The 22,367-nt window shown below is 57.5% G+C and carries 19 protein-coding genes and 1 tRNA gene; 12 read left to right on the top strand and 8 right to left on the bottom strand.

All coding sequences use genetic code 11. The features are described from left to right. Positions 1–90: 90 nt before the first annotated feature. Entirely contained in the window at positions 91–2,268 is a 2,178-nt protein-coding gene (gene rlmKL / locus ABIE59_RS16750; RefSeq protein WP_502915383.1) for a bifunctional 23S rRNA (guanine(2069)-N(7))-methyltransferase RlmK/23S rRNA (guanine(2445)-N(2))-methyltransferase RlmL, read from the top strand. Between the two features lie 162 nt (positions 2,269–2,430). Here rlmKL and ABIE59_RS16745 read toward each other — a convergent pair whose 3' ends face one another. Continuing rightward, positions 2,431–3,036, bottom strand: a complete 606-nt coding sequence (locus tag ABIE59_RS16745; protein ID WP_354448646.1) for an outer membrane beta-barrel protein — start codon at positions 3,034–3,036, stop codon at positions 2,431–2,433. Between the two features lie 105 nt (positions 3,037–3,141). Continuing rightward, complete coding sequence (locus ABIE59_RS16740) at positions 3,142–3,627, bottom strand: hypothetical protein (RefSeq protein WP_354448644.1); 486 nt, start codon at positions 3,625–3,627, stop codon at positions 3,142–3,144. A gap of 115 nt (positions 3,628–3,742) precedes the next feature. On the opposite strand from ABIE59_RS16740, the gene ABIE59_RS16735 reads away from it, so the two are divergent. Beyond that, complete coding sequence (locus ABIE59_RS16735) at positions 3,743–5,032, top strand: M18 family aminopeptidase (protein WP_354448642.1); 1,290 nt, start codon at positions 3,743–3,745, stop codon at positions 5,030–5,032. Positions 5,033–5,084: 52 nt separating this feature from the next. Here ABIE59_RS16735 and ABIE59_RS16730 read toward each other — a convergent pair. Next, positions 5,085–5,160: transfer RNA gene (locus tag ABIE59_RS16730), tRNA-Asn, on the bottom strand. A 168-nt stretch (positions 5,161–5,328) separates the two neighbouring features. Here ABIE59_RS16730 and ABIE59_RS16725 point away from each other — a divergent pair. After that, complete coding sequence (locus ABIE59_RS16725; RefSeq protein WP_354448640.1) at positions 5,329–6,207, top strand: YheT family hydrolase; 879 nt, start codon at positions 5,329–5,331, stop codon at positions 6,205–6,207. Here ABIE59_RS16725 and ABIE59_RS16720 read toward each other — a convergent pair. Continuing rightward, positions 6,150–6,809, bottom strand: a complete 660-nt coding sequence (locus ABIE59_RS16720; protein ID WP_354448638.1) for an arylesterase — start codon at positions 6,807–6,809, stop codon at positions 6,150–6,152. The two genes, ABIE59_RS16725 and ABIE59_RS16720, sit on opposite strands and share 58 nt — an antisense overlap. A 68-nt stretch (positions 6,810–6,877) precedes the next feature. Between ABIE59_RS16720 and ABIE59_RS16715 the strand changes: the two genes are divergently transcribed. Both ABIE59_RS16715 and ABIE59_RS16710 read left to right on the top strand, forming a co-directional pair. Continuing rightward, positions 6,878–7,597, top strand: coding sequence for an ABC transporter ATP-binding protein (locus ABIE59_RS16715; RefSeq protein ID WP_354448690.1), 720 nt, complete (start codon positions 6,878–6,880; stop codon positions 7,595–7,597). Then, positions 7,597–10,083, top strand: coding sequence for an ABC transporter permease (locus ABIE59_RS16710; RefSeq protein WP_354448636.1), 2,487 nt, complete (start codon positions 7,597–7,599; stop codon positions 10,081–10,083). Before ABIE59_RS16715 ends, ABIE59_RS16710 begins: the two co-directional genes overlap by 1 nt. Before the next feature lie 4 nt (positions 10,084–10,087). Here the strand turns inward: ABIE59_RS16710 and ABIE59_RS16705 are convergent, their stop codons facing one another. From ABIE59_RS16705 to ABIE59_RS16690, 4 genes are all read right to left on the bottom strand, one after another. Continuing rightward, a complete protein-coding gene (locus ABIE59_RS16705; protein WP_354448634.1) occupies positions 10,088–10,867 on the bottom strand; it encodes a substrate-binding periplasmic protein in 780 nt (259 codons plus the stop codon). A 174-nt stretch (positions 10,868–11,041) separates the two neighbouring features. Then, the gene (locus ABIE59_RS16700) at positions 11,042–12,229 is read right to left on the bottom strand and encodes an iron-containing alcohol dehydrogenase (protein WP_354448632.1); all 1,188 of its coding nucleotides are present in this window, start codon (positions 12,227–12,229) and stop codon (positions 11,042–11,044) included. Next, positions 12,229–12,774, bottom strand: a complete 546-nt coding sequence (locus tag ABIE59_RS16695; protein ID WP_058090560.1) for a hypothetical protein — start codon at positions 12,772–12,774, stop codon at positions 12,229–12,231. Before ABIE59_RS16695 ends, ABIE59_RS16700 begins: the two co-directional genes overlap by 1 nt. 161 nt (positions 12,775–12,935) lie before the next feature. Then, complete coding sequence (locus tag ABIE59_RS16690; RefSeq protein WP_354448630.1) at positions 12,936–14,213, bottom strand: M48 family metalloprotease; 1,278 nt, start codon at positions 14,211–14,213, stop codon at positions 12,936–12,938. A gap of 187 nt (positions 14,214–14,400) precedes the next feature. On the opposite strand from ABIE59_RS16690, the gene ABIE59_RS16685 reads away from it, so the two are divergent. From ABIE59_RS16685 to ABIE59_RS16655, 7 genes are all read left to right on the top strand, one after another. Further along, positions 14,401–15,141, top strand: a complete 741-nt coding sequence (locus ABIE59_RS16685; protein WP_354448628.1) for a DUF599 domain-containing protein — start codon at positions 14,401–14,403, stop codon at positions 15,139–15,141. 18 nt (positions 15,142–15,159) lie between these two features. Next, entirely contained in the window at positions 15,160–15,630 is a 471-nt protein-coding gene (locus ABIE59_RS16680) for a PaaI family thioesterase (protein WP_354448626.1), read from the top strand. After that, a complete protein-coding gene (locus tag ABIE59_RS16675; protein ID WP_354448624.1) occupies positions 15,627–16,061 on the top strand; it encodes a PaaI family thioesterase in 435 nt (144 codons plus the stop codon). Before ABIE59_RS16680 ends, ABIE59_RS16675 begins: the two co-directional genes overlap by 4 nt. 463 nt (positions 16,062–16,524) lie before the next feature. After that, positions 16,525–18,417 carry a molecular chaperone HtpG gene (gene htpG / locus ABIE59_RS16670; RefSeq protein WP_354448622.1) on the top strand — a complete coding sequence of 631 codons (1,893 nt, stop codon included), beginning with the start codon at positions 16,525–16,527 and terminating at the stop codon, positions 18,415–18,417. Between the two features lie 13 nt (positions 18,418–18,430). Further along, on the top strand, positions 18,431–18,649 hold the full coding sequence (locus tag ABIE59_RS16665; RefSeq protein WP_061332772.1) for a DUF2835 domain-containing protein: 219 nt from the start codon (positions 18,431–18,433) through the stop codon (positions 18,647–18,649). Between the two features lie 387 nt (positions 18,650–19,036). Beyond that, positions 19,037–21,208: a catalase/peroxidase HPI gene (gene katG / locus ABIE59_RS16660; RefSeq protein ID WP_354448620.1), complete on the top strand. Its 2,172-nt coding sequence runs from the start codon at positions 19,037–19,039 to the stop codon at positions 21,206–21,208. A gap of 132 nt (positions 21,209–21,340) precedes the next feature. Then, on the top strand, positions 21,341–22,318 hold the full coding sequence (locus ABIE59_RS16655) for a tRNA dihydrouridine synthase (RefSeq protein ID WP_354448618.1): 978 nt from the start codon (positions 21,341–21,343) through the stop codon (positions 22,316–22,318). The last annotated feature ends 49 nt before the right edge of the window (positions 22,319–22,367 follow it).

Genomic DNA, 22,367 nt, shown 5'->3' with positions numbered 1-22,367 from the left:
ATAGGTTTGTGAAATAACGATGACGGCCCGAATTCGGGTTTTGCTGCTATTCCGGCGGCTTACCGGCTCTATCCAGAAAACCAGGAGTTGATTTTGTCCAAGCATGTCTTTTTCGTAACCTGCCCCAAGGGTGTTGAGTATCTCCTGGCCGATGAGCTGGAAAGCTTTGGCCTGGCTCAAGTGCGCAACGCGCCGGCGGGCGTCTGGGTAGAAGGGGAGCTGGAAGCCGGATATCGCGCCTGTTTGTGGTCCCGGCTGGCCAATCGGGTCATCCTGCACATTGCTGAGGTGGATGCCCGTAGTGCTGACGAACTTTATGAGGGCGTGGTGTCTCTGGACTGGCAATCGCACATTCCCGTCAACGGCAGCTTTCGAGTGACTTTCCTGGGGCAGAACGAAGAAATTCGGAACACACAGTTCGGTGCCCAGAAAGTCAAAGACGGTATCGTAGACAGCATTCGGGGCGCAGGCCTGCCACGGCCCTCGGTCGCGCCAAAAGATCCGGATGTCACCATCTCTGCCCGCCTGAACCGGGGACGGCTGTCGGTTGGGCTGGACCTTAGCGGGCATAGTCTGCACATGCGGGGATACCGCACTGAACAGGGCCTTGCGCCGTTGAAGGAAAATCTCGCGGCCGCGTTGCTGCTGCGGGCCGGATGGCCGGAAATCTCAGACGCCGGCGGCGCCTTTGTTGATCCCATGTGTGGTTCCGGAACTCTGGTGATTGAAGCAGCGTTGATGGCGCTGGACATTGCGCCGGGCCGGAAAACAGAGCGTTTTGGATTTGAAAAATGGCCAGGACACCAGCCTGAACTGTGGATGGGGCTCCGTCAGGAAGCCGAGCGCCGGGCCCATGAAGGCAAACAGCGCCGGATACCGGTGTTTGCCGGTTTTGACCAGGATGGCCGGGTGATTGATACCGCCAGAAAGAACATCCAGCGGGCGGGGCTCGATGGCATTGTGCAGGTGGATGTGCGCCCAATCTCTCAGTTCCAGCGTGATCCTGCCTGGGCAGAGCAAGGTCTGGTTCTGACCAACCCGCCTTACGGTGAGCGACTGAGCGAGCGCAAAGAGCTGGCGGGCTTGTATCAAAACCTGGGTGAAGTGGTGCTCAGGGAGCTCTCCGGCTGGCGGCTGGGGCTGTTCACCGGTGCGCCGGAGTTTGGCAAATCCGTTGGCTTGCGCAGTTTCAAACAGTACAACCTGTTCAATGGCAAGCTGCCAGCCCAGCTTTTGCTGTTTGAGGTGCACCCGGACAACGTCCGGGTACCCCGTGACCCGGACGCCGCAGGGGGCGTGATGCCCCGCATCGCCAACCCGGAACGTGCGGCCATGCTGCGTAACCGGTTGAAGAAGAATCTCAAAACCATCGGCCAGTGGGCGCGTAAGCAGGGGATTGATTGTTATCGCCTGTACGACGCCGATATGCCCGAATACGCCCTGGCCATCGATCTCTACGAGGGCAGGGTGCACGTTCAGGAATACGCCGCACCAAAGTCCATTGACGACAAAGCCGCCCGAGAACGCTGGGCTGAGGCCCTGGCGGTGATTGCCGAGGTGCTGGAAACCAAGCCGGAGAACATGGTGTGCAAACAGCGCCAACGTCAGAGTGGCACCCGGCAGTACGAAAAACAGGCGGCCAGTGGAGAGTACTTCAACGTTCGCGAACACGGTTGCGTGCTAAAAGTGAATCTGAAGGACTACCTGGACACCGGCCTGTTCCTGGACCACCGCCCGGTGCGCCACTGGATACAGCAGCACGCCCGTGGCAAGCGCTTCCTGAATCTGTTCTGCTACACCGGCGCAGCCACGGTACATGCCGCCGTTGGCGGCGCCAGCCGGTCCCTGAGTCTGGATATGTCGAAAACCTACGTGAGCTGGGCCCAGGACAACCTGGCCCTGAACGGCGCCGATCTGAGGAAGCACGTGGTAGAGCAGGCGGATTGCCTGTCCTGGCTGGCCGATCGCAAAACCGCGAACCAGACCTTCGACTTGATCTTCATGGACCCGCCCACGTTCTCGAACTCAGCAAGAATGGCTGGTGTTCTGGATATCCAGCGGGATCACGGCAACATGGTTCGTCAGTGTATGGAACGGTTATCCAGCGACGGCCTGTTGATATTCTCCAACAATTTCCGAAAGTTCAAACTGGACGAAGATCTTGAAGCAGAGTTTGAAGTCAAAGAGGTAACGGCAAGCACTCTGGACAAGGATTTTCAACGCAACCAGAAGATTCACCGCTGCTGGCATATCCAGCACCGCGTCTGATATGGGGGGAGGAGGCAGGCGGGGCCTTCTTTCCTGGAAACGCTACGAGCACTTCCCTGTGCGCTTCGCTCCGGCCATCCATGGCCTCCGAGATTCCAGGAAAGAAGGCCCCGCCTGCCTCGCCAGACTCTGGCGCTGGATTCGTTGGAAAACGAAAGCGGGTCAGAATTCGTAACGCAGCCCGGTAGAAAACTGAAACGTATTGGCACTACTGCCAGTGTCTTTAAACAAACGCCCACCCTCAAACACCAGGAAGGTGTTATCCAACACCTCAAAATCCACTCCGGCAAGCCAGCTGATGCTGAAACTGCTGTCCGGGTAATCGCCTTCAATGTCCCGGAACTGGGCGTTGTAGCCTTCCTCACGGTTGGCCAGGGTTGCCTCGCCTTTTACGTGAGTGAAACCCGCCTGGGCGTAGACGTTGGCATAATCGGTAATCGGGTAGTGCAGGCCCATGTACCAGCTGGCGAAATAATCAACGGCAAGGGTCAGGTCGCCACCGGAGACATCGGCATCATTGAACCCGCCACCCAGGCGGATCTCGGCGTGAATCAGGTCGTTCAGGTGACCACCGATAACCAGCGTACCGGCTTGGCCCCAGGCATCCTCCTTGGTGCGGTCGCCGATTGAGCGGTGCTCCAACGCGGTCACCAGAAGGCCAATGTAGTGTTTGTCAGAACGAGGAGTATCTTGTGCCTGTGCCGCCAATGGGGCGAGGCTGATGGCCATCAGGCTGGAGCTGAGGAAACGTAGTGCGACCTTGTTCATTATTATCTGGCTTCCTGTCAGTAACGGTGCTGACGCCAGATTCTGCCTTGTGTAACGCTTTGTTACGCAGACACCGGTCACACTTCCCTGTGTCAGCTCTCTGACTTACAAGTCAGCCAGAAGGCCTTCTTCCTGCGCCAGTCTGAGCAGAGCATAAACGCCGTTCTCTGGTAGTTGGGGGTCCAGGCCTTCGTCGAACATCAGTTGCCGACGGCGGTCTTCAAGGGAGTCGCTGTCCAGGCTGGCAATCAGTTCGGAAATTGGTGCAATCTCGAAGGGGGCGTCCTGGCTGACGGCACTGAAAATCAGGTCGATAAGGACTTCATCCGGGTCCATGCCATCCACGTAAACGGTCTGGTCCGGCAAGTCCTGATGGAGTTCCTGAACCAGTTCGAGCAGTGGCACGCCCTGTTCTTCGAGGTATAGCAGGTCAAAGTCCCCCAGATCGCCGTCATCTGGCAACCAGGCTTCCTCCGGGGCAATAACCACGGTTTTCATCTGGCCGTCTGCCAGCGACCAGGCCATGGCGACGGGAAACAGGGCGTCGTCAGTCTGACAGTATTCGATGTCCAGGAATCGGGGTATCGACACAGTGGGCTCCGGCGTTGATCAGTGGGTGCGTATAGGGACTAACCGGCAGCCTGGTAGGAGCTGGGCCGGCTTCATGCCATACTGTAGCAGCCATTATCATGCAATCAGGAAGATCATGGAACACACTGAATTTAATAATGACTTGATTGAATTTCTGAATGCCTCTCCAACACCGTGGCATGCAGTCAGTACCATGAAATCCCGGCTTGATGCCGCAGGTTTTCAGCAACTGGATGAGCGGGAAGAGTGGGCGCTGGAGCAGGGCCGGGGCTATTACGCCATTCGCAATGGCTCCTCCATTATTGCCTTCCGCACCGGCACGAATGACGTAGTGACTTCCGGCATCCGGATGGTGGGTGCCCATACCGACAGCCCCTGCCTGAAGGTAAAGCCAAACCCGGAAATCCGCCGCAAGGGCTTTTTCCAGCTGGGCGTGGAAGTGTACGGCGGCGTGTTGCTGAACCCGTGGTTTGACCGGGATCTGTCGCTGGCCGGCCGCGTCACCGTTCTGGACGAGGACGGTAAGGTTCGGGACACTCTGGTGGACTTCCGTAAGCCGGTGGCGATTATTCCCAGCCTGGCCATTCACCTGGACCGGGAAGCCAACAGCAATCGTTCGGTCAATGCCCAGACAGACTTGCCTCCGGTGGTTATGCAACTGCCGGAAACGGATACAACGTCATTTGCTGACTTGCTGCGTGAGCAGTTGATCAGTGAATCCGGCCTGAAGATTCGTAAAGTGTTGGGCTATGAACTGAGTTTCTACGATGCCCAGGGCGCGTCTTTCGTTGGTTTGCGTCAGGAGTTTCTGGCGTCGGCCCGTCTCGATAACCTGCTCAGTTGTTACATTGGCCTGCAGTCCCTGCTGAATACTTCTGGAGATGAAGCCGCACTTCTGGTGTGCAATGACCACGAAGAAGTGGGTAGCATGTCGGCGGAAGGCGCCCAGGGGCCATTCCTGGGAGCCGTTCTGGAGCGCTGGTGTGGCGCCGGCAAGGGCAGGGCGATTGCCCGTTCCATGATGATTTCTGCAGATAACGCCCACGGCGTGCACCCGAATTTCATGGACAAACACGATGAAAACCACGGCCCAATCCTGAACCAGGGGCCGGTCATCAAGGTTAACCACAACCAGCGCTATGCCACCAACAGCCGTTCGGCCGCTTTGTACCGGCATATCAGTGATGAGCTTGGCTTGCCGCACCAGACCTTTGTGGTGCGCAGTGATATGGGTTGTGGCAGCACCATCGGGCCGCTGACCGCCGGTAATCTGGGCGTGACCACGCTGGATATCGGTGTGCCGCAGTTTGCCATGCATTCTATTCGGGAAATGATCGGTAGCCAGGATGGCTATACCCTGTATCAGGTCCTGAGGGAATTCATGCAGCGGGAAGAGGTTTTCTGAGGTAGAAATGAAAAAGCCGCTGATGTTGAATCAGCGGCTTTCTCGGAATAAGTGGCTCCCCGACCTGGGCTCGAACCAGGGACAAACGGATTAACAGTCCGTTGCTCTACCAACTGAGCTATCGGGGAACAGCATCAAGTGGCGGGCATATTAAGTTCTTTAATAGTGTTCGTCAACCCCCTGAAAAGAAAGGTCAAAATTTGCACAAGCGCAGTCAATCGGGCTACCGCCCACCGGTCTGGTTACGTAACGGGCACATCCAGTCTGTGTGGCCAACGCTGTTCCGGAACGTGACCATGCCACAGCCGGAAACCGCTGTTCTGGCCACGCCGGATAACGACGAACTGCACCTGGACTGGTACCGTCAGGGCAGTGGCCGCCTGGCCATCGTGTCCCATGGTCTGGAAGGCCACAGCCGGCGCCCCTATGTGCTCGGGCTGGCGAGGGCATTAATGGCGGATGGTTGGGATGTGCTGGCCTGGAACTTCCGATCCTGCGGCGGGGTGATGAACCATCAACCCCGGTTCTATCACAGCGGCGCCACGGAAGACCTGCATACGGTGGTCTGCCACGCGCTGGAAGGCAACTACAGCAACCTGTTCCTGTCTGGCTTCAGCATGGGCGGCAACCTCACCCTGTTATACCTCGGCCAGCAGGGCGAGCAGGTTGATAGCCGTATCAGTGGTGCCATCGCCTATTCTGTACCCGCAGATCTGGCAGGCAGCGCGGATATGCTGGCGCTTCCCAGTCGCAAGATTTACATGCAGCGCTTTCTCAGGGATCTGCACGGGAAAATGCAGGAAAAGGCCCGCCGGTTCCCTGATGTGATTGACGTGACCGGGTTCGAGAGCATTCGCAACTTCCACGAATTTGATAATCGCTATACCGCGCCCTTGCATGGTTTCAGGGATGCCCAGGATTACTGGGCCAGTTGCTCAGCCCTGTACCGGTTGAAGGACATACGGGTACCCGCGCTCATGGTCAATGCGGTGGATGATCCGTTCCTGTCAGCCCGGTGTTTCCCGGAAGCACGCAGCGTTCTGGGAGCCCATGTCACCGTCGAAGCACCGAGGTGGGGCGGGCATGTAGGGTTTGTTGAACACGCCCGTGATGGTTACTACTGGTCAGAGCGCAGGGCGCTCGGGTTCCTGTCCAGAATTAACGGCTCTAACTGAGGCCAAACGTTATCCAGCAGCACCGGCTGGGCAGCCTCGGTGGGGTGAATGCCGTCTTCCTGCATTAATCCATCGGCGTTGTAGATGCCCTCAAGAAAGAAGGGAACCAGCGGGGTGTCGTAGCGGTCAGACAGGTTCGGGAAGATGTCTGCAAACATGCGGGTGTAACGCTGGCCGTAGTTGGGTGGAATCTGCATGCCCACCAGCACCGGGATGGCGCCGATATCCCGCACCTGCTCGATCATGTCGGCCAGGTTGGCTTCGATCACATCGGGCGGGAAGCCGCGCAGGCCGTCGTTACCTCCAAGCTCTATGATTACGACATCGGGCTGGTTTTTTTGCAGCAGGTCCGGCAGCCGCCGAAGGCCGCCATCTGTGGTTTCGCCGCTGATGCTGGCGTTCACAACTTCCCAGTTGAGGCCTCGTTCATCCAGCCTGTCCCTCAGCAGTTGCACCCAGGCGGTTTCGGACGGCACACCGTAGGCAGCGCTAAGGCTGTCGCCTACCACCAGCAGGGTGTTCTGGCTGGCCATGGCAGAGAGCGACAGCAACATCAGTGCTGAGAGGACTAATGATCTGACCAACGCCGATACCGTATGCATAATAAATTCGTATACCCTTTACAGATTCAATAAACACAGCACCAGACAACGGAGCCACCGTGAACCAGATGACGGACCCCAAGCCAGCCGCCACAAAACCCATGTTACGGGTGACCGATCTTACCCACCGGGTGAGACTGGAAACTGATACGTTGACGATCTTGCAGGGGGTCAGTCTGGAAATCAATCGGGGAGAGTCCGTAGCCATCGTTGGCCGCTCAGGTTCCGGTAAAACCACGTTGCTGGGATTACTTGCTGGCCTCGACACACCGACAGAAGGCAAAGTTGAGCTGGATGGTGCTGAAATCAGTAGCCTGACGGAAGATAAGCGCGCCCAGCTCAGGGCGAGCCGGGTTGGCTTTGTGTTCCAGTCGTTCCAGTTGTTGCCGGCATTGAGTGCACTGGAAAACGTCATGTTACCCCTTGAACTGGCAGGAATGGAAGCTCCGGAGGCGCGGGCCAAAGAGCTGCTTGAGCGGGTAGGGTTGGGCGAGCGTCTTAACCACACACCTCGGCAGTTGTCTGGGGGTGAGCAGCAGCGGGTGGCCATTGCCCGGGCTTTCGCTTCGGATCCAGTCATTCTGTTTGCCGATGAGCCTACCGGTAATCTGGATAACCGGACCGGGCAGGCGGTGTCTGATCTGCTGATGGATCTGAACCGGGAGCAGGGCACCACATTGGTCATGGTGACTCACGATGAACACCTGGCAGCCCGGTGTGGCCGGCAATTGCACATTGAAGCCGGTGTACTGACAGAGCCGGAAGCGGCCCGGGAGCTGGCTGACTGATGGCGGCTGCAAAAAAACTGATGTCGGTGCGCCGGGACTGGCGCGAGCGTGATGTGCGGGTTGTGCTGGTCGCCCTGGTGATTGCCGTTGCCACCGTGGCAACCATTGCCCTGTTCGCCAACCAGTTACAGCGAACTCTGGTGTCTTCGGCCAGCTCCTTTCTGGCGGCGGACCGTCAGCTTGAGGCTGAAAACGGTCGGCCGGTACCTGATGAATGGATTGACGAAGCCCGGGAGCGGGGATTGGAAACCGGCCAGATGATCGAATTCTCTACCATGGTGTTTGGAGAGGGAGGATTCCAGCTGGTGTCGGTTAAAGCAGCGAGCGACGAATACCCGCTGCGTGGAGAGATCGAAATTCAGCCCGGCGAGAACGCCGCGCGACAGACAGTGGGCGCTGGCCCGGCACGGGGCGAGATCTGGGTTAACCCCAGACTGCTGCGATTGCTGGAGCTGGAGATTGGTGAAACGCTGGAGGTGGGCAATCTTGCACTTGAGATCACCAGCCTGTTGATTCGCGAGCCAGATGGCGGTTTCAGGCTATCTTCCCTGGCACCCCGCGTGATGATTCACGTGGATGATGTGCCCGGCACCGGCGTGATTCAGGAAGGCAGCCGTGTTGAATATGTATACCTGTTCGCCGGCCCGGACAACCTGCTTGACGATTACTATCAATGGCTGGAGCCGCGCCTGGAACCGAGCCATGAATGGGAAAGCGTGCGCGACGGTGAAACTTTTTCCCGGTCCCTGGAGCGTGCGGAACGCTTCCTGTTACTCGGTGGCAGCCTGGCGGTTCTGCTGGCGGCGGTGGCTGTGGCTGTCGCCAGCCGGCAGTACGCCTTGTCTCAGCGCGACACCGTGGCTCTGTTGAAAACCCTGGGCTTGTCGAGCCGGAGCATCGGTGGTCTTTACCTGCGCCGGTTGGCGCTCTGGGGCATCGCTGGTGTGATCGGTGGCCTGTTGGTGGCGCTACCGCTGTTCTGGGTTCTGGTGCGCCTGTTGAGTGACGTACTGGAGCAACCGGTTGATTTTTATCTGGCGCCTTCGGCTCTGGTGCCGGCTTTGCTCACTGCCCTGGTTTCCCTGTTTGCGTTTGCCTATCCGCCCATTCGCCGGCTGCGTAATGTGGCTGCTATGCGGGTACTGCGGGCGCAGCCCGGGGAAAGCGGGCGAGACGCCATACCCGATGTGATCATCGCGATTCTGGCTGTGTTTGGCCTGGTCTGGCTGTACGCAGGCGAGGTTGCCCTGGTATTCGCCTTGTTAGGCGGCCTGGCATTGCTGTTGGTCGTGTTGGCACTGGTTGGCGGCCTGATGGTGGCGGTTTTGCGCCGTGTGCGTGGAGGCGGCAATGCCTGGCGCCTGGCACTGGTGGGGTTGTACCGCCATCGGCAGGCCAGCATTGCGCAAATGGCCGTGTTTGCGATGACTCTGATGCTGGCAGCAACGCTGATTCTGGTGCGTACGTCGTTGCTGGATGACTGGCAGGCCCAGTTGCCGGATAACGCGCCTAATCACTTTCTGATTAACATAGCACCGGACGCTGTGGACGATGTGGAAGCCTTCTGGGCAGAGCGTGACGCTCCTCTGGAGGCGTTATACCCGATGGTTCGGGGGCGATTGACGGAACTGAACGGTCAACCGGTACTGGAGGCTGTCAGTAAGGATGAGCGGATTGGAGCACTGAACCGTGAGCTGAATCTGACCTGGATGGCAGAACTGCCCGAGGATAATGAGATTATCGCCGGCGAGTGGTTTGTAGCCGGTGATACCGCCGGCGTGTCGGTAGAGGCTGACTTGGCAGAACGCATGGGGCTTGTCATGGGGGACCGCCTGACGTTCACCATTGGGTCGGAGTCGGTCACAGAACCGGTTACCAGCATCCGTACTGTGCAGTGGGACAGCATGAAACCCAATTTCTACATGGCGTTCCCACCCGGCGGTGGGCTGAAGGATATGCCCGGTACCTGGATTACCAGTTTCCATCTGGATGAGGGCAACAAGGTGGCGCTCAACGAGTTTTCCCGCCAGTTCCCGACGGTTTCAGTTCTTGAAATTGACCATATCATCGAGCGTATCCAACAGATTGTGCGCCAGGTGACCCAGGCCATTGAAGCCATTCTTGCGCTGATACTCGCGGCGGCTCTGGTGGTGATGGCAGCGGTGGTCAGTGCCACGCTTAGGGACCGTCAACGGGAGGGCGCTTTGCTGCGTACACTGGGTGGTCAGCAGTCGCTGCTTGCTCGAAGCACCATGCTGGAGTTCGCCGTGCTGGGGTTCGTCGCGGGTGTTATGGGTGTGCTGGCGGCAGAAGCGGCGGTCTATGCGCTTCAGGTCAGAATGTTCGAGGGGACGTTCCGCTGGCACTGGCAAGTGATATTACCGATTCCTTTCATCAGCGCGGCGCTGTTGGCCTTGTTCGGGCGCTGGCAGTTGCGCCCGGTTCTCAGCGTGTCACCCATGCTGCTGTTGCGGCGGCTGGAATGAGTGATCAGCGATAGTTTGCGAGAATGGACTGCAGTTCGCCGTTCGCACGAATCTTTTGCAACTCTGTGTTGAAGGCTTCGGCGAACTCGGTCCATTCTGGACGGACCATTATCCGGAATCCGTACTGGCTGATGGCCGTCTCTGAGCTGCTGAAGTGTTCTGTCATTCCCTCGGTTTTCAAAATCCACTGCCCCACAAGCCGGTCGGCCAGTGCAGTGTCAAAGCGGTCACCGTGCAACAGAAACCGGAACATATCCCGGTCGCGGGAGACATCAAAGCGTCGGATCTGCTCGCTCTCGAAATAGGAATCGAGGGCGGGGTACAGGTAGCCCAGGTGAGTCACGACGGTTTTGCCGAACAGGTCGCTCGGGTGGTTGTATTCGAATTCGGCGCCATTTGCGAAAAACAACACTTCCTCGACATGGACAACCGGGTCGGTGAATAGAAACTGCTCTGGTACTTCCGTCCATTCAATGGCGCGGGGGGTGCCGTCCAGGTAACCTTCGGTCAGCATCTGGTCCACCCGCTTTCGCGGAATCTTCATGAACTCCAGATCGTAGCCCAGGCGCGGAACAATCAATTCGACCACGTCCCACATGATGCCGGACGGCGTTTCACCGTCAACGATGAGGTATGGGGGGTAGCCGTTGGGAGATACGTTGAAGCGGAAGGTCTCTGTTTGGTCTTCGCCACTGTATGCCGCCATGGACAGGCACAGGCCTGCCGTCAGAATGGCGAGGCTGCGGCGCGAAAAAAGCGATGCTCTGGACAATAGATCTTTCATTACAAGAAACTCAGGTTGTTGCAGGCCACTGCGGTACATCGATCAAACTTACCCGGCCAACTCCCTGCCAGAACGTTGGTAGATAGTAACGACTTCCTCCTATAAATCAATCATTGTGAATCTGACTTTAGGCTAACCCATTGAACAATGGGTTAGCCTTGACTGCTGCCGGGGTCAGGCCCAGGCCCTACGCAGAACCGAGAGGGCGTCTTCCTTGGTGACTTCCCGAGGGTTGAACATGATAGAACCGTCGTCTAACGCCATCTCAGCGATGGCCTCCAGCTGGCTCTCCAACACTTTGCCGGTCTCTTTCAGCGTGCGGGGCAGTTCACAACGCTTGTACAGTGCGTCCCTGAGCTTACGGATGGCGGAGATGCTGGCCTCAGCACGGCGGGCAGCCGGGGTTGCTGAGTACACTTCCGGGCCTTCCAGGTAGAGCAGTAGCTCACCGAGGGGTTCACGGATGCTGTCAATGTTGAATTCCAGTACATACGGCAGGTACAGGCTCATGCACAGGCCGTGGGGCAGGTGGCAGATGGCACCGGTGGCATGGCCCAGGGAGTGTACCAGCCCAACCATGGAGTTGGAGAAGGCAATGCCGGCCATGGTAGAGGCCTGGGCCAGTTCAAGCCGCCCGTTCTCGTCTTTGGGGTTGTCCATCACCGCCAGAAGTGACTGGCTCACCTTTTTGATGGCAGCCGTGGCGTAGGCATCGCTCAGCGGATTCTTGGCCATGCAGGTAAACGCTTCGACCGCGTGAGTCATGGCATCCATGGCGGTTGCGGCGGTGATATGGGGAGGCAGGGTCAGCGTCATCCGTGGGTCGATGATCGCCGCATTCGGCAACAGGAACGATGAGGTGAACGGCAGCTTCACGCCTTTTTTCTCATCGGTAATCACGGCAACGGATGTGACTTCAGAGCCCGTTCCGGCTGTGGTTGGTACCACGAAGAAGGGCTTCAGGGGATGCTTCAGAATACCTGCGCCACTGTACTTGGCGATGTCATCGCCACCTTCGGAGACCAGAATGTTGACGGCTTTGCCGGTATCAATGGCGGAACCGCCGCCCACGGCAATAATGGAATCGCACTTTTCCTTGCGGTAAACCGTGGCGATATCGCGAACCACCGTTGTGGATGAATCCGGGGGTACGTCGTCATAAATAGAGACGATTTCCAGTCCGCTTTCTTCGCAAGCGGCAATCACCGGGTCAAGCAGGCCTGCCGCCCGAACACCCTTATCGGTAACAATCATCGGGCGCTTGGCTGCCAGCCCGGTCAATTCAAACGGAATGTGTTCCAGGGCGGCTTTGCCGGCAATCACTTTTACCGGGCAGAAGAACTCGTAGTATTTGTTGGTCATTATGCTCTCACTGTCTCGACAAAGTTGGTGGCGACTTTCAGGTAGATGCGGGCTCCGCTGATCAGTTTTTCAGGCAGATGCAGGTTGGCCGGGTATTCCTTGACCGCTCGCTGCGCGACCAGCTTGGGTAGGATGAATGACTCCAGGCGGTTGAGCACACGGGTCATACGCACGGCGTAACTGACATCACCATCTACCAGCATGCGGTCGTTGGCAAAGGCCACCGAGGTCTTTTCCTGGAAGGACAGTACCAGGAACGCATGGGCCATATGCTTGAACTGAATGGAAAGGTCCACCGGCCGGGGAGCACTGTCGCCGTGGAAATGCAGTTTGCCATCTCCGGTGTGCTCAACGATCAGCTTGGGGCCATTGGGCATCACCTGCATCTCGAACAGAAATCCTTCGGGCAGGGCGCGAGTTTCGTTTCGGGTTTGTTCGTCTACTTCGCTGATCGCCTGCAGGGCCCGGCCCATTACCTGGAACATCAGTTCCACATAGGACCGCCTTGCGTGGGAAATCATCGGTTGAAGTCGCTTTACGAGCATGATCGCCATCCGATTGTTGTTTGTTTGACTGATTTTTAGAGTTATTGCTCTAAATGTCAATGCAATCTGTGACGGCTTTTTTGCGTCAGCGTGGCAAATGCTTTAGCCATAAAAAAACCGGGAGCGTTAAGCCCCCGGTTTTTATCCCCGCCAGGTGTTTGTTATTGGGATAGGTCGGCTAGTTTCCTTTTGGCTTCCTCACCCACATCGCCACCGGCTTCGGCGGCTTTCGAGTAATGCCCAATGGCGTCATTCCGACGGTTCTGACGGCTGGCAATATCGCCAAGCCGCAGATAGGCAATGGACGTAGGCACTACCTGATTGGCACGCTCAAGGTGTCCACGGGCTTTGTCCAGATTATTCATGGCCAGTGAGTTCAGGCCGTTGTAGAGCTGGTACTGGAACATCTCAGGGTACAGCGACACCGCCTTGTCGAAATCCGCCTGGGCTTTCTCCATCTGCTTCTGCTCTTTATAGATACGCCCTCTGAGGGCGAAGAACATGGCCTCGCGCGGTTCCTGCTCGATTGCCTTGTTGATGGAATCAAGGGCCGCGTTCATATCGCCGTTGGATGCCAGTTCCATGGCTTTGTCGTGGGCGTCATAGGCGGGCTGGAGTTCTTTCAGCAAGGCAATGCGCCGTTGGTAAATGTCGCGGCCCCGGAAGCCACCGGTTCCCAGCTCTGAGGCCAGGGCCTGGTTCTCCCGAACCCGCCTGGCTGAAGGCGGGTGGGTGGCGAACATGCCGTCCAGCCAACTTGTCTGCCGGCCCTGGGATAATTCCAGAAATAGCTCTTGCAGCTCAACCGCTGCCTGAGGGTCGTAACCGGCGGCTTTCATGTAACGAATGCCGTAGTGGTCGGATTCCAGTTCATCACCCTGGCTGTACTGTGCCAGGGCCAGCTGGGCGCCCACGGCCGCACCGCCCATGATCAGGCCGGCCCATTCGTTATCGGATAACGCAAAACCAAGGCCGGCCACACCAGCGCTGATCAGCATGCCCTGTTGCATACGTTGCACGCTGTGCCGCGCCGCAGCATGGACAATCTCATGCCCCATCACCGCGGCCAACTGAGCTTCATCCTCAAACTTGACCAGCAGGCCCCGGTTGATGGCGATTTTGCCGCCTGGCAAGGCCCAGGCGTTGGGAACGCTGCTATTGAGTACCACAAACTCATATGGCAAATCGGGGCGATCGCTTACCCGCGCCAGCTTCATGCCGACTTCACGGACATAGACGGTCAATTCCGGGTCCAGATAAAACTGCCCACCCTGAGTTTGCTGGGTTGGGGTGTAGTGCTCGGCCCCAAGGGCCAATTCCTGGCTTTCAGGTATCAAAGACAGCTGCTTCTTGCCGGTAACAGGGTTTACGGCACATCCCGCAATGGCAAGAAAAATCACCGAGAGTAACGTCAGTCTCAGAATTTGTCCGGGGTTCACATCCGACTCCTTTGGGCGACCGGTTCCGTGGGCGCGCAATTGTTGATTTGGGTGCTTCATTATATAGCACAGTACGACCGGTGTTTTGGTGTCAGACCACCCCGGTTATGGCTGGTTCTTGCACCTTCGCGTATCATTGTCCCTCAACCTTTCTGCATTAGACGTTACAACGGATCGATAACCACGCATGGGCTATTACCTGGAACTCATCGCTTTGTTCTGGTTTTTGGTGTGCTGGGTGGGCTACACCTGGTATTCCCGAAACAGAGCCAACAGCCGCGCCTGCCTGTCTAACACCCTGGATATGTACCGCGAAGACTGGATGCGGGTAATGCTCAAGCGGGAGAACCGGATATCGGACGCTTCCGTGGTCGGTAACCTCGAGCGCAATGGCGCCTTCTTCGCTTCCAGCTGCCTGCTGATCCTGGCTGGTATCATTACCGCCCTTGGCTATACCCGTGAAGCCATGGAAGTGTTTGCCACCATGCCGTTCAGTGCGGTCCCAAGCCGGGAAATCTGGGAGCTCCGGTTAGTGGTGTTGCTGGTTGTGTTCGTTTACGCCTTCTTCAAGTTTACCTGGTCTATGCGCATGTATAACTTTGTGGCGGTGATGATTGGCAGCGCGCCCTTGCCGGACGACACCAAAACCAGCCCCGCCGCCCGGGAGGCCTTTGCCCGCAGTGCCGGCAACATTTGCAATCTGGCGGGCGATGCCTTCAACCTTGGGTTGCGTTCCTACTATTACGCCCTGGCCGTGGTGGCCTGGTTTATCCATCCCCTGGTGTTTATAGCGGCTTCCACACTGGTGGTTGTTGTGCTGTACCGCCGGGAATTCCAGTCTGATGCGTTATCCGCCCTGCGGGCCGGAAAAGTGTTCGAAGAACCCGTGCCCGGAAAGCAAACCGCGGATACCACTCCGAAAAGCTGAACTGCAGGACCTTCCTGAATGAACGACGAAACCCGAATCAACCGGGTTAACCGGTTTGTGAATACCCTCAACCAGGCCCGTGAACTGGGCCTGAGTGCAAAGGACGCGGGCGAGGGTTACCTGGTGATGGAACTGCCATACAGCGACAAGATCATCGGCAACCCGGACACCGGCGTGATTCATGGTGGTGCCATCACCACTCTTATGGATACCGCCTCTGGCTCCGTTATGATCTGCGCCCTGGAAGAATTCGAGCTCTGCCCAACCCTGGACCTGCGAGTGGACTACATGCGCCCGGCGGTGCCCCACAAGCCCGTCTATGCCCGTGCCGAGACCTACAAGATCACCAAGAACATCATCTTTACCCGCTGCGAAGCCTATCAGGAGGGCGGTGAGACGATTGCCAACTGCGTGGGCACGTTCATGAGAATCGGCAAAGAAGCTACCCCGAAATCCTATCGAGACCTGATCACCGGAGGCGAGGAATGACCGACCCGGAAATCCTCAAATACACTCAGCAAACCGGCGACTTCTCCCGAATGATGGAGAGCATTCCCTACGCCACCTGGATTGGCTTGCAATGCGACCGGTTCGGGGATGATCTGATTTTCCGGTTGCCAAAAAAGGAAGAGAACCTGGGCAATCCGATTTTGCCGGCGATTCACGGTGGGGTGATTGGTGGCTTCATGGAAATGTCGGCAGCGATCTACCTGATCATGTCCCAGGACACCCTGCGGATGCCGAGAATCGTCGACTTTTCCCTGGATTACCTGCGTGCCGGCCTTAACCGCGAGACCTACGCCGAATGCCGCCTGACCCGCCAGGGCAACCGGGTTGCCAATGTGATGATCTCCGCCTGGCAAAAGTCCCGTTCCCAACCCATCGCCACGGCCCGGGCACACTTTCTCCTCGAAGACTGAATTGGTTCTGACTGGGGTTGAAATGCCCTGGTCGACCCCCCATCTCTGGTTCAAGAAATTTCAGCATTGGTGCAGGCAAGCGGGTGGGGATGGCTTTCCGAAACACGCCTCGAGACGTCCCTGTGCGGCTCGGGCTCCGCCCCGCAGGGCTTATTGCTCCTGCGGCGCACTGCGGGTCCTGGGCTGGCCGTCCATGGCCAGCCCGTGAAGAGCTTTCGCTCTTCACCCATGGCTCCGCACGGTTCCGGAAAGCCATCCCCACCCGCTCGCCCAGACATCGTGCTTGAACTGGCCTAACTCAAACGTCGGGTGGGCTGGGCCGGTAGGTTCTTCCAAAACCTTGCGGAGCCATGGATGGCGGAGCAGAGCGTACATGGATGTATTCACAGCGTGTTTTGGAAGAACCTACCGGCCCAGGCCGCTCCACAAAAAGTTAAAACCCGAGCAGGAGAAAAACACAGCCATGACGGTAGAAACAAACAAAGAGACGCTAGGATTCCAGACCGAAGTGAAGCAACTGCTTCACCTGATGATCCACTCTCTGTACTCGAACAAGGAAATCTTCCTTCGTGAGCTTATCTCAAACGCCTCAGACGCCGAAGACAAACTCCGCTTCGCCGCCCTGAAAGACGACAAACTCTACGAAGGCGACTCCGACCTCAAAATCCGCCTGGATTACGACAAAGACGCCGGCACCATTACCCTGGCCGACAACGGCATCGGCATGACCCGTGACGACGTTATCGCTAACCTGGGTACCATCGCCCGTTCTGGCACCGCCGAATTTCTCAAGCAGTTGTCTGGTGATGAGAAGAAAGACAGCAAGCTGATTGGCCAGTTTGGTGTGGGCTTTTATTCAGCCTTTATCGTTGCCGACAAGGTAGACGTATTCACCCGTCGTGCCGGCGCACCGGCAGAAGAAGGTGTGCACTGGGAGTCCAAGGGCGATGGCGAGTTCACCATCGAGCCGGTGACCCGAGAGCAGCGTGGCACCGAGATTGTTCTGCACCTGAAATCCGACGCCAAGGAATTCGCCGATGGCTGGAAACTGCGCAGCCTGGTCAAGAAGTACTCCGACCACATCTCATTCCCGGTGGTCATGAAGGCCGAGTCTGAGGAAGAGGACAAGAAGGGCGAGGAGGAAACCGTTAACGACGCCACCGCCCTGTGGACCTTGCCCCGTAACGAGATCAAGGACGAAGAGTACAAAGAATTTTACAAGCACATCGGCCACGACTTCGAAGACCCGCTGACCTGGTCCCACAACAAAGTGGAAGGCAAGCTGGACTACACCAGCCTGCTGTACATCCCCAAGCGTGCCCCGTTTGATCTGTACAACCGGGAAGCGCCCCGTGGCCTGAAGCTGTACGTTCAGCGTGTGTTCATCATGGACGACGCCGAGCAGTTCCTGCCGTTGTACCTGCGCTTCACCAAGGGCGTGATCGATTCCAACGATCTGTCTCTGAACGTGTCGCGGGAGATTCTGCAGAACGACAGCACCGTAGAAAGCATCCGCACGGCCTTGACCAAGCGGGTTCTGGATATGCTGTCCAAGCTGGCCAAGAAAGACGGCGACGAATACCAGGGCTTCTGGGACGAGTTTGGCACTGTTCTGAAAGAGGGCCCGGCGGAAGACTTCAGCAATCGCGAGAAAATTGCCGGCCTGTTGCGTTTTGCCTCCACCCATACCGGTGAGTCCACCCAGAATGTGTCGCTGGATGACTACATCGCCCGGATGAAAGAAGGGCAGAGCAAGATCTATTACATCACCGCCGACAACTTCATGGCGGCCAAGAGCAGCCCGCACCTGGAAGTGTTCCGCAAGAAGGGCATTGAGGTTCTGATCCTGTCTGACCGCATCGACGAGTGGATGATGGGCTACCTCAACGAGTACGACGGCAAGCAGTTCCAGGACGTAGCCCGTGGTGATCTGGATCTCGGTGAAGTGGAAACCGAGGAAGACAAGAAGCACCAGGAAGAGGCCGCCAAGGAGCATAAAGATCTGATCGAGCGCATCCAGAAGGCGCTGGAAGACCGGGTTCAGGAAGTGCGGGTAACCAATCGCCTGACCGATTCACCCGCCTGCCTGGTCACTGGCCAGTTCGATATGGGCGCGCAGATGAAGAAGATCATGGAAGCTGCCGGCCAGAAGGTGCCAGACAGCAAGCCGATCTTTGAAATCAATGTAGACCATCCTCTGGTACAGCGTCTGGAGCAGGAAGCCAAAGAAGACCGCTTCGGCGAGCTGTCTGCGGTGTTGTTCGACCAGGCCACCCTGGCCAGTGGCGAGCAACTGAAAGACCCCGGCGCCTACGTTAGCCGCCTGAACCGTCTGCTGCTGGAGCTGGCTAACTGAGCCGGCCCTGACCATGCAGCAGATTATTGTGGACATCAGCATCAGCCCTGACGAGTGGATCAAACTCTATCAGGGCGTTGCCACCGATGTTCGCACCACGGCCCGGGACGGACGCTCTGTCCGTTTCCCGGCCCGTATCCTTTCCAGATTCTTCCTCAAAGACGGCATTCAGGGCAGTTTTCGCATCCTGTTTGACGATCAGGGCAAGTTTGCCTCTATCGAGCGTTTGTAATAGACGCTTCCAATATTGAGCTTCCTGCGCCTCTATCGATAAATAAAAACTCTCGAAAGTTTATTTTTAATTAATTGTCTGTTGGTTGCTGCCCCGCGATAAGGTGAAGGTATTCTCGCAATCAAGGAGTTGCGCCATGTCAGTGTCAATCGAATTTGCACCGGGAGCATGGAAGGACCTGCTCGGGATTCTTGCGGATTACTATCAGGATTACGCAATCGCCCAGTGATTGCTCTGACGCTTTGCCCGGGCTGCGGGAAGTCCATAGGGATTCACTATACAGGCGGTAGTAAACATTCAAGCAGCGGCCTGTGAATGATCTATATTTAGTGATGCCCTTGATCGTGAAATGTTTTTTTGCCAATGACGCAGAAACAGGAGAATACGATGTCTGAGAATAATAGTGGTGGTAAGTGCCCGGTGATGCACGGGTCGAATACGCAGGAGCAGGGCAGTGTAGCGGCCTGGTGGCCGGAGAACCTGAATCTGGACATCCTGCACCAGCACGACAGCAAGACAAACCCGATGGGCGAAGACTTTGACTACCGCGAAGAAGTCAAAAAACTCGATTACGAAGCGCTCGAAAAGGACATGCATGAGCTGCTGACCAACAGCCAGGATTGGTGGCCGGCAGATTGGGGTCACTATGGCGGTCTGATGATTCGTATGGCGTGGCACGCGGCAGGCACCTACCGGCTGGCCGATGGCCGTGGTGGCGGTGGCACCGGCAACCAGCGTTTTGCTCCGCTGAATTCCTGGCCCGATAACGGCAACCTTGATAAGGCCCGCCGCCTGCTGTGGCCGATCAAGAAAAAGTACGGCAACAAGATAAGCTGGGCCGATCTGTTTATCCTTGCCGGTAACATTGCCTATGAGTCCATGGGCTTCAAAACCTTTGGCTTCTCCTACGGCCGTCAGGACATTTGGCACCCCGAGAAAGACATCTACTGGGGCGCAGAAAAAGAGTGGCTGGCGCCCTCCGACAGCCGTTACGAAGACGTAGACAAGCCAAGCACGATGGAAAACCCTCTTGCCGCGGTACAGATGGGTCTGATTTACGTGAACCCGGAAGGTGTGAACGGCAAGTCTGACCCGCTCAAGACCGGTGAGCAGGTGCGTGAAACCTTCGCCCGTATGGCGATGAACGATGAGGAAACGGCCGCGCTGACCGCCGGTGGCCATACCGTGGGTAAAGCGCACGGTAACGGTGATGCGGATGCGCTTGGGCCAGAGCCCGAAGCATCAGATGTTGAAAACCAGGGCTTTGGCTGGATTAACCCGAACATGGGCGGCAAGGCCACCAATGCGGTCACCTCCGGCATTGAAGGCGCCTGGACAAGCAATCCGACAAAATTCGACATGGGTTACTTCGACCTGCTGTTTGGTTACGACTGGCAGTTGACCAAGAGCCCGGCTGGCGCAAACCAGTGGGAGCCCGTCGACATCAAAGAAGAGCATATGCCGGTTGACCCGACCGACATGACCACACGCGTCAAGCCGATGATGACCGACGCCGACATGGCCATGAAAATGGACCCGAAGTACCGCGCCATCTGTGAGAAGTTCATGGCAGATCCGGAGTACTTCAAAGACTGCTTCGCCCGTGCCTGGTTCAAGCTGACACACCGGGATATGGGTCCGAAGTCCCGTTATATCGGCCCGGACGTTCCCGCTGAAGACCTGATCTGGCAAGACCCGGTTCCCCAGGGTGAGACCAACTACATCGAGGAAGTGGTCAAAGAGAAGATCGATGAAGCTGGCCTGAGCCTGAACGAGCTGATCACAACCGCATGGGACAGCGCCCGTACCTTCCGGGGCTCCGACATGCGCGGTGGTGCTAACGGTGCCCGTATTCGCCTGGCTCCCCAGAAAGACTGGGAAGGCAACGAGCCGCAGCGTCTGGCCAAGGTGCTCAAGGTGTACGAGAAGATCTCAGCCGATACCGGCGCCAGTATCGCTGACGTGATTGTGCTGGGCGGTAACCTGGGTATCGAGAAAGCTGCCAAGGCCGCAGGCCATGACGTACACGTGCCGTTCCTCAAAGGCCGTGGCGATGCCACCGACGCGATGACCGATGCGGCATCGTTCGAGCCGCTGGAGCCGCTGTCTGATGGCTTCCGCAACTGGCAGAAGAAGGATTACGTGGTCAAGCCGGAAGAAATGCTTCTGGACCGTGCCCAGCTGATGGGCCTGACTGCGCCGGAGATGACCGTTCTGCTCGGTGGTATGCGAGTGCTCGGTACCAACTACGGTGGCACCAAGCACGGCGTGTTCACAGATCGCGTTGGTCAGCTGACCAACGACTTCTTCGTGAACCTGACCGACATGGCCAACCGTTGGGAGCCCACTGGCAAGAACTCCTACAACATCGTGGATCGCAAGAGCGGCAACACCAAGTTCACCGCGACCCGTGTTGACCTGGTGTTCGGTTCCAACTCCATCCTGCGTGCCTACGCAGAGCTGTACGCCCAGGACGACAACGAAGCCAAGTTCGTGAAAGACTTCGTGGCCGCCTGGACCAAGGTTATGAACGCAGACCGCTTCGACGTTAAGAAGTAAGCTGCAGTAACCAGCCGGGCATCCTGTTTCGGGATGCCCGGCTACCTATTTGCCCCCGAATTCCTTACAATCCGCTCCGCCTGATTTTTGATCAGCTGTCTTTGATCTTTTTTCTCAGTATCTGGAGCCTTCATGCGAATCATCCTTGCCCCGATGGAAGGGCTGGTCGACGCACCTATCCGTGAAACCCTGACCAAGGTCGGCGGAATTGACCGGTGCGTGACGGAATTTATTCGCGTGACTCACGGCATGCTGCCGCCCCGGATTTTCTACAAGTACGCCCCGGAACTTCACAACAACGCGCTGACCGAAGTGGGCACACCCGTGGCCGTGCAGTTGCTGGGTTCAAACGCCGAAATGATGGGCCGTCATGGTGCCAAGGCCGCAGAACTGGGCGCGGGGCAGGTGGATATCAATTTTGGCTGCCCCGCCAAAACGGTGAACAAGCACAAAGGCGGTTGTGTGCTGATGCGGGAGCCGGAGCTGATGCATGAAATCACTGCAGCGGTGCGCAGCGCGGTGCCGGCCAACATTCCCGTGACCGCCAAGATGCGACTGGGCTACGACGACCGCTCCATGGGCGTAGCCTGCGGTCAGGCCCTGGAAGCCGCCGGGGCCTCGGAGATCGTGATTCACGCCCGCAGTAAAGTAGACGGCTATAAACCGCCGGCCTACTGGGAAGAAATCGCCAAGGTACGCGAAGCGGTCAAAAGCCATGTCATCGCCAACGGCGAAATCTGGACGGTAGAGGACTACTGGCGTTGCCGAAAAGTCTCTGGTTGCGAGGATGTGATGATCGGCCGTGGCCTGATTGCCCGGCCAGACCTGGCAGCACAGATTAAAGCCTCGCAGCAGGGCGAATCCATAGAACCCATGGCCTGGCCGGAAGCGGTGGCCCTTGTGCGTGAATATGCGGCAGCCCTGCAAACCCGCCTGGAAGACAAATACGTAACCGGCCGCATCAAACAGTGGCTAAACTACCTGCGCCAGGGGTTTGTCGAAGCCGAGGCCCTGTGGCCCCAGGCCCGTAAAATTCGAGATGTTGCCCCCATGCTGGCCTGCCTGGATCAGCCAGTTGATTTGCCCGCCCAACGTACCAACGCTGCCTGACGCCCTCCTGCGCTTTCCCTCTCGACTACACTGGTACGAATCGGTGTGG

Source organism: Marinobacter sp. MBR-99, assembly GCF_040547575.1.
Taxonomy (GTDB): Bacteria; Pseudomonadota; Gammaproteobacteria; order Pseudomonadales; family Oleiphilaceae; genus Marinobacter.
The sequence above is the reverse complement of the archived record's forward strand: the minus strand, read 5'-3'. Positions and strand labels throughout refer to the sequence as shown.

Excerpts from the sequence above, each read along its gene's own strand:
- ABIE59_RS16745 (WP_354448646.1), bottom strand. The coding sequence starts at position 3,036 with ATGAACAAGGTCGCACTACGTTTCCTCAGCTCCAGCCTGATGGCCATC.
- ABIE59_RS16735 (WP_354448642.1), top strand. The coding sequence starts at position 3,743 with ATGGAACACACTGAATTTAATAATGACTTGATTGAATTTCTGAATGCC.
- ABIE59_RS16725 (WP_354448640.1), top strand. The coding sequence starts at position 5,329 with ATGCCACAGCCGGAAACCGCTGTTCTGGCCACGCCGGATAACGACGAA.
- ABIE59_RS16720 (WP_354448638.1), bottom strand. The coding sequence starts at position 6,809 with ATGCATACGGTATCGGCGTTGGTCAGATCATTAGTCCTCTCAGCACTG.
- ABIE59_RS16715 (WP_354448690.1), top strand. The coding sequence starts at position 6,878 with ATGACGGACCCCAAGCCAGCCGCCACAAAACCCATGTTACGGGTGACC.
- ABIE59_RS16710 (WP_354448636.1), top strand. The coding sequence starts at position 7,597 with ATGGCGGCTGCAAAAAAACTGATGTCGGTGCGCCGGGACTGGCGCGAG.
- ABIE59_RS16705 (WP_354448634.1), bottom strand. The coding sequence starts at position 10,867 with ATGAAAGATCTATTGTCCAGAGCATCGCTTTTTTCGCGCCGCAGCCTC.
- ABIE59_RS16700 (WP_354448632.1), bottom strand. The coding sequence starts at position 12,229 with ATGACCAACAAATACTACGAGTTCTTCTGCCCGGTAAAAGTGATTGCC.
- ABIE59_RS16695 (WP_058090560.1), bottom strand. The coding sequence starts at position 12,774 with ATGCTCGTAAAGCGACTTCAACCGATGATTTCCCACGCAAGGCGGTCC.
- ABIE59_RS16685 (WP_354448628.1), top strand. The coding sequence starts at position 14,401 with ATGGGCTATTACCTGGAACTCATCGCTTTGTTCTGGTTTTTGGTGTGC.
- ABIE59_RS16680 (WP_354448626.1), top strand. The coding sequence starts at position 15,160 with ATGAACGACGAAACCCGAATCAACCGGGTTAACCGGTTTGTGAATACC.
- ABIE59_RS16675 (WP_354448624.1), top strand. The coding sequence starts at position 15,627 with ATGACCGACCCGGAAATCCTCAAATACACTCAGCAAACCGGCGACTTC.
- htpG (WP_354448622.1), top strand. The coding sequence starts at position 16,525 with ATGACGGTAGAAACAAACAAAGAGACGCTAGGATTCCAGACCGAAGTG.
- ABIE59_RS16665 (WP_061332772.1), top strand. The coding sequence starts at position 18,431 with ATGCAGCAGATTATTGTGGACATCAGCATCAGCCCTGACGAGTGGATC.
- katG (WP_354448620.1), top strand. The coding sequence starts at position 19,037 with ATGTCTGAGAATAATAGTGGTGGTAAGTGCCCGGTGATGCACGGGTCG.
- ABIE59_RS16655 (WP_354448618.1), top strand. The coding sequence starts at position 21,341 with ATGCGAATCATCCTTGCCCCGATGGAAGGGCTGGTCGACGCACCTATC.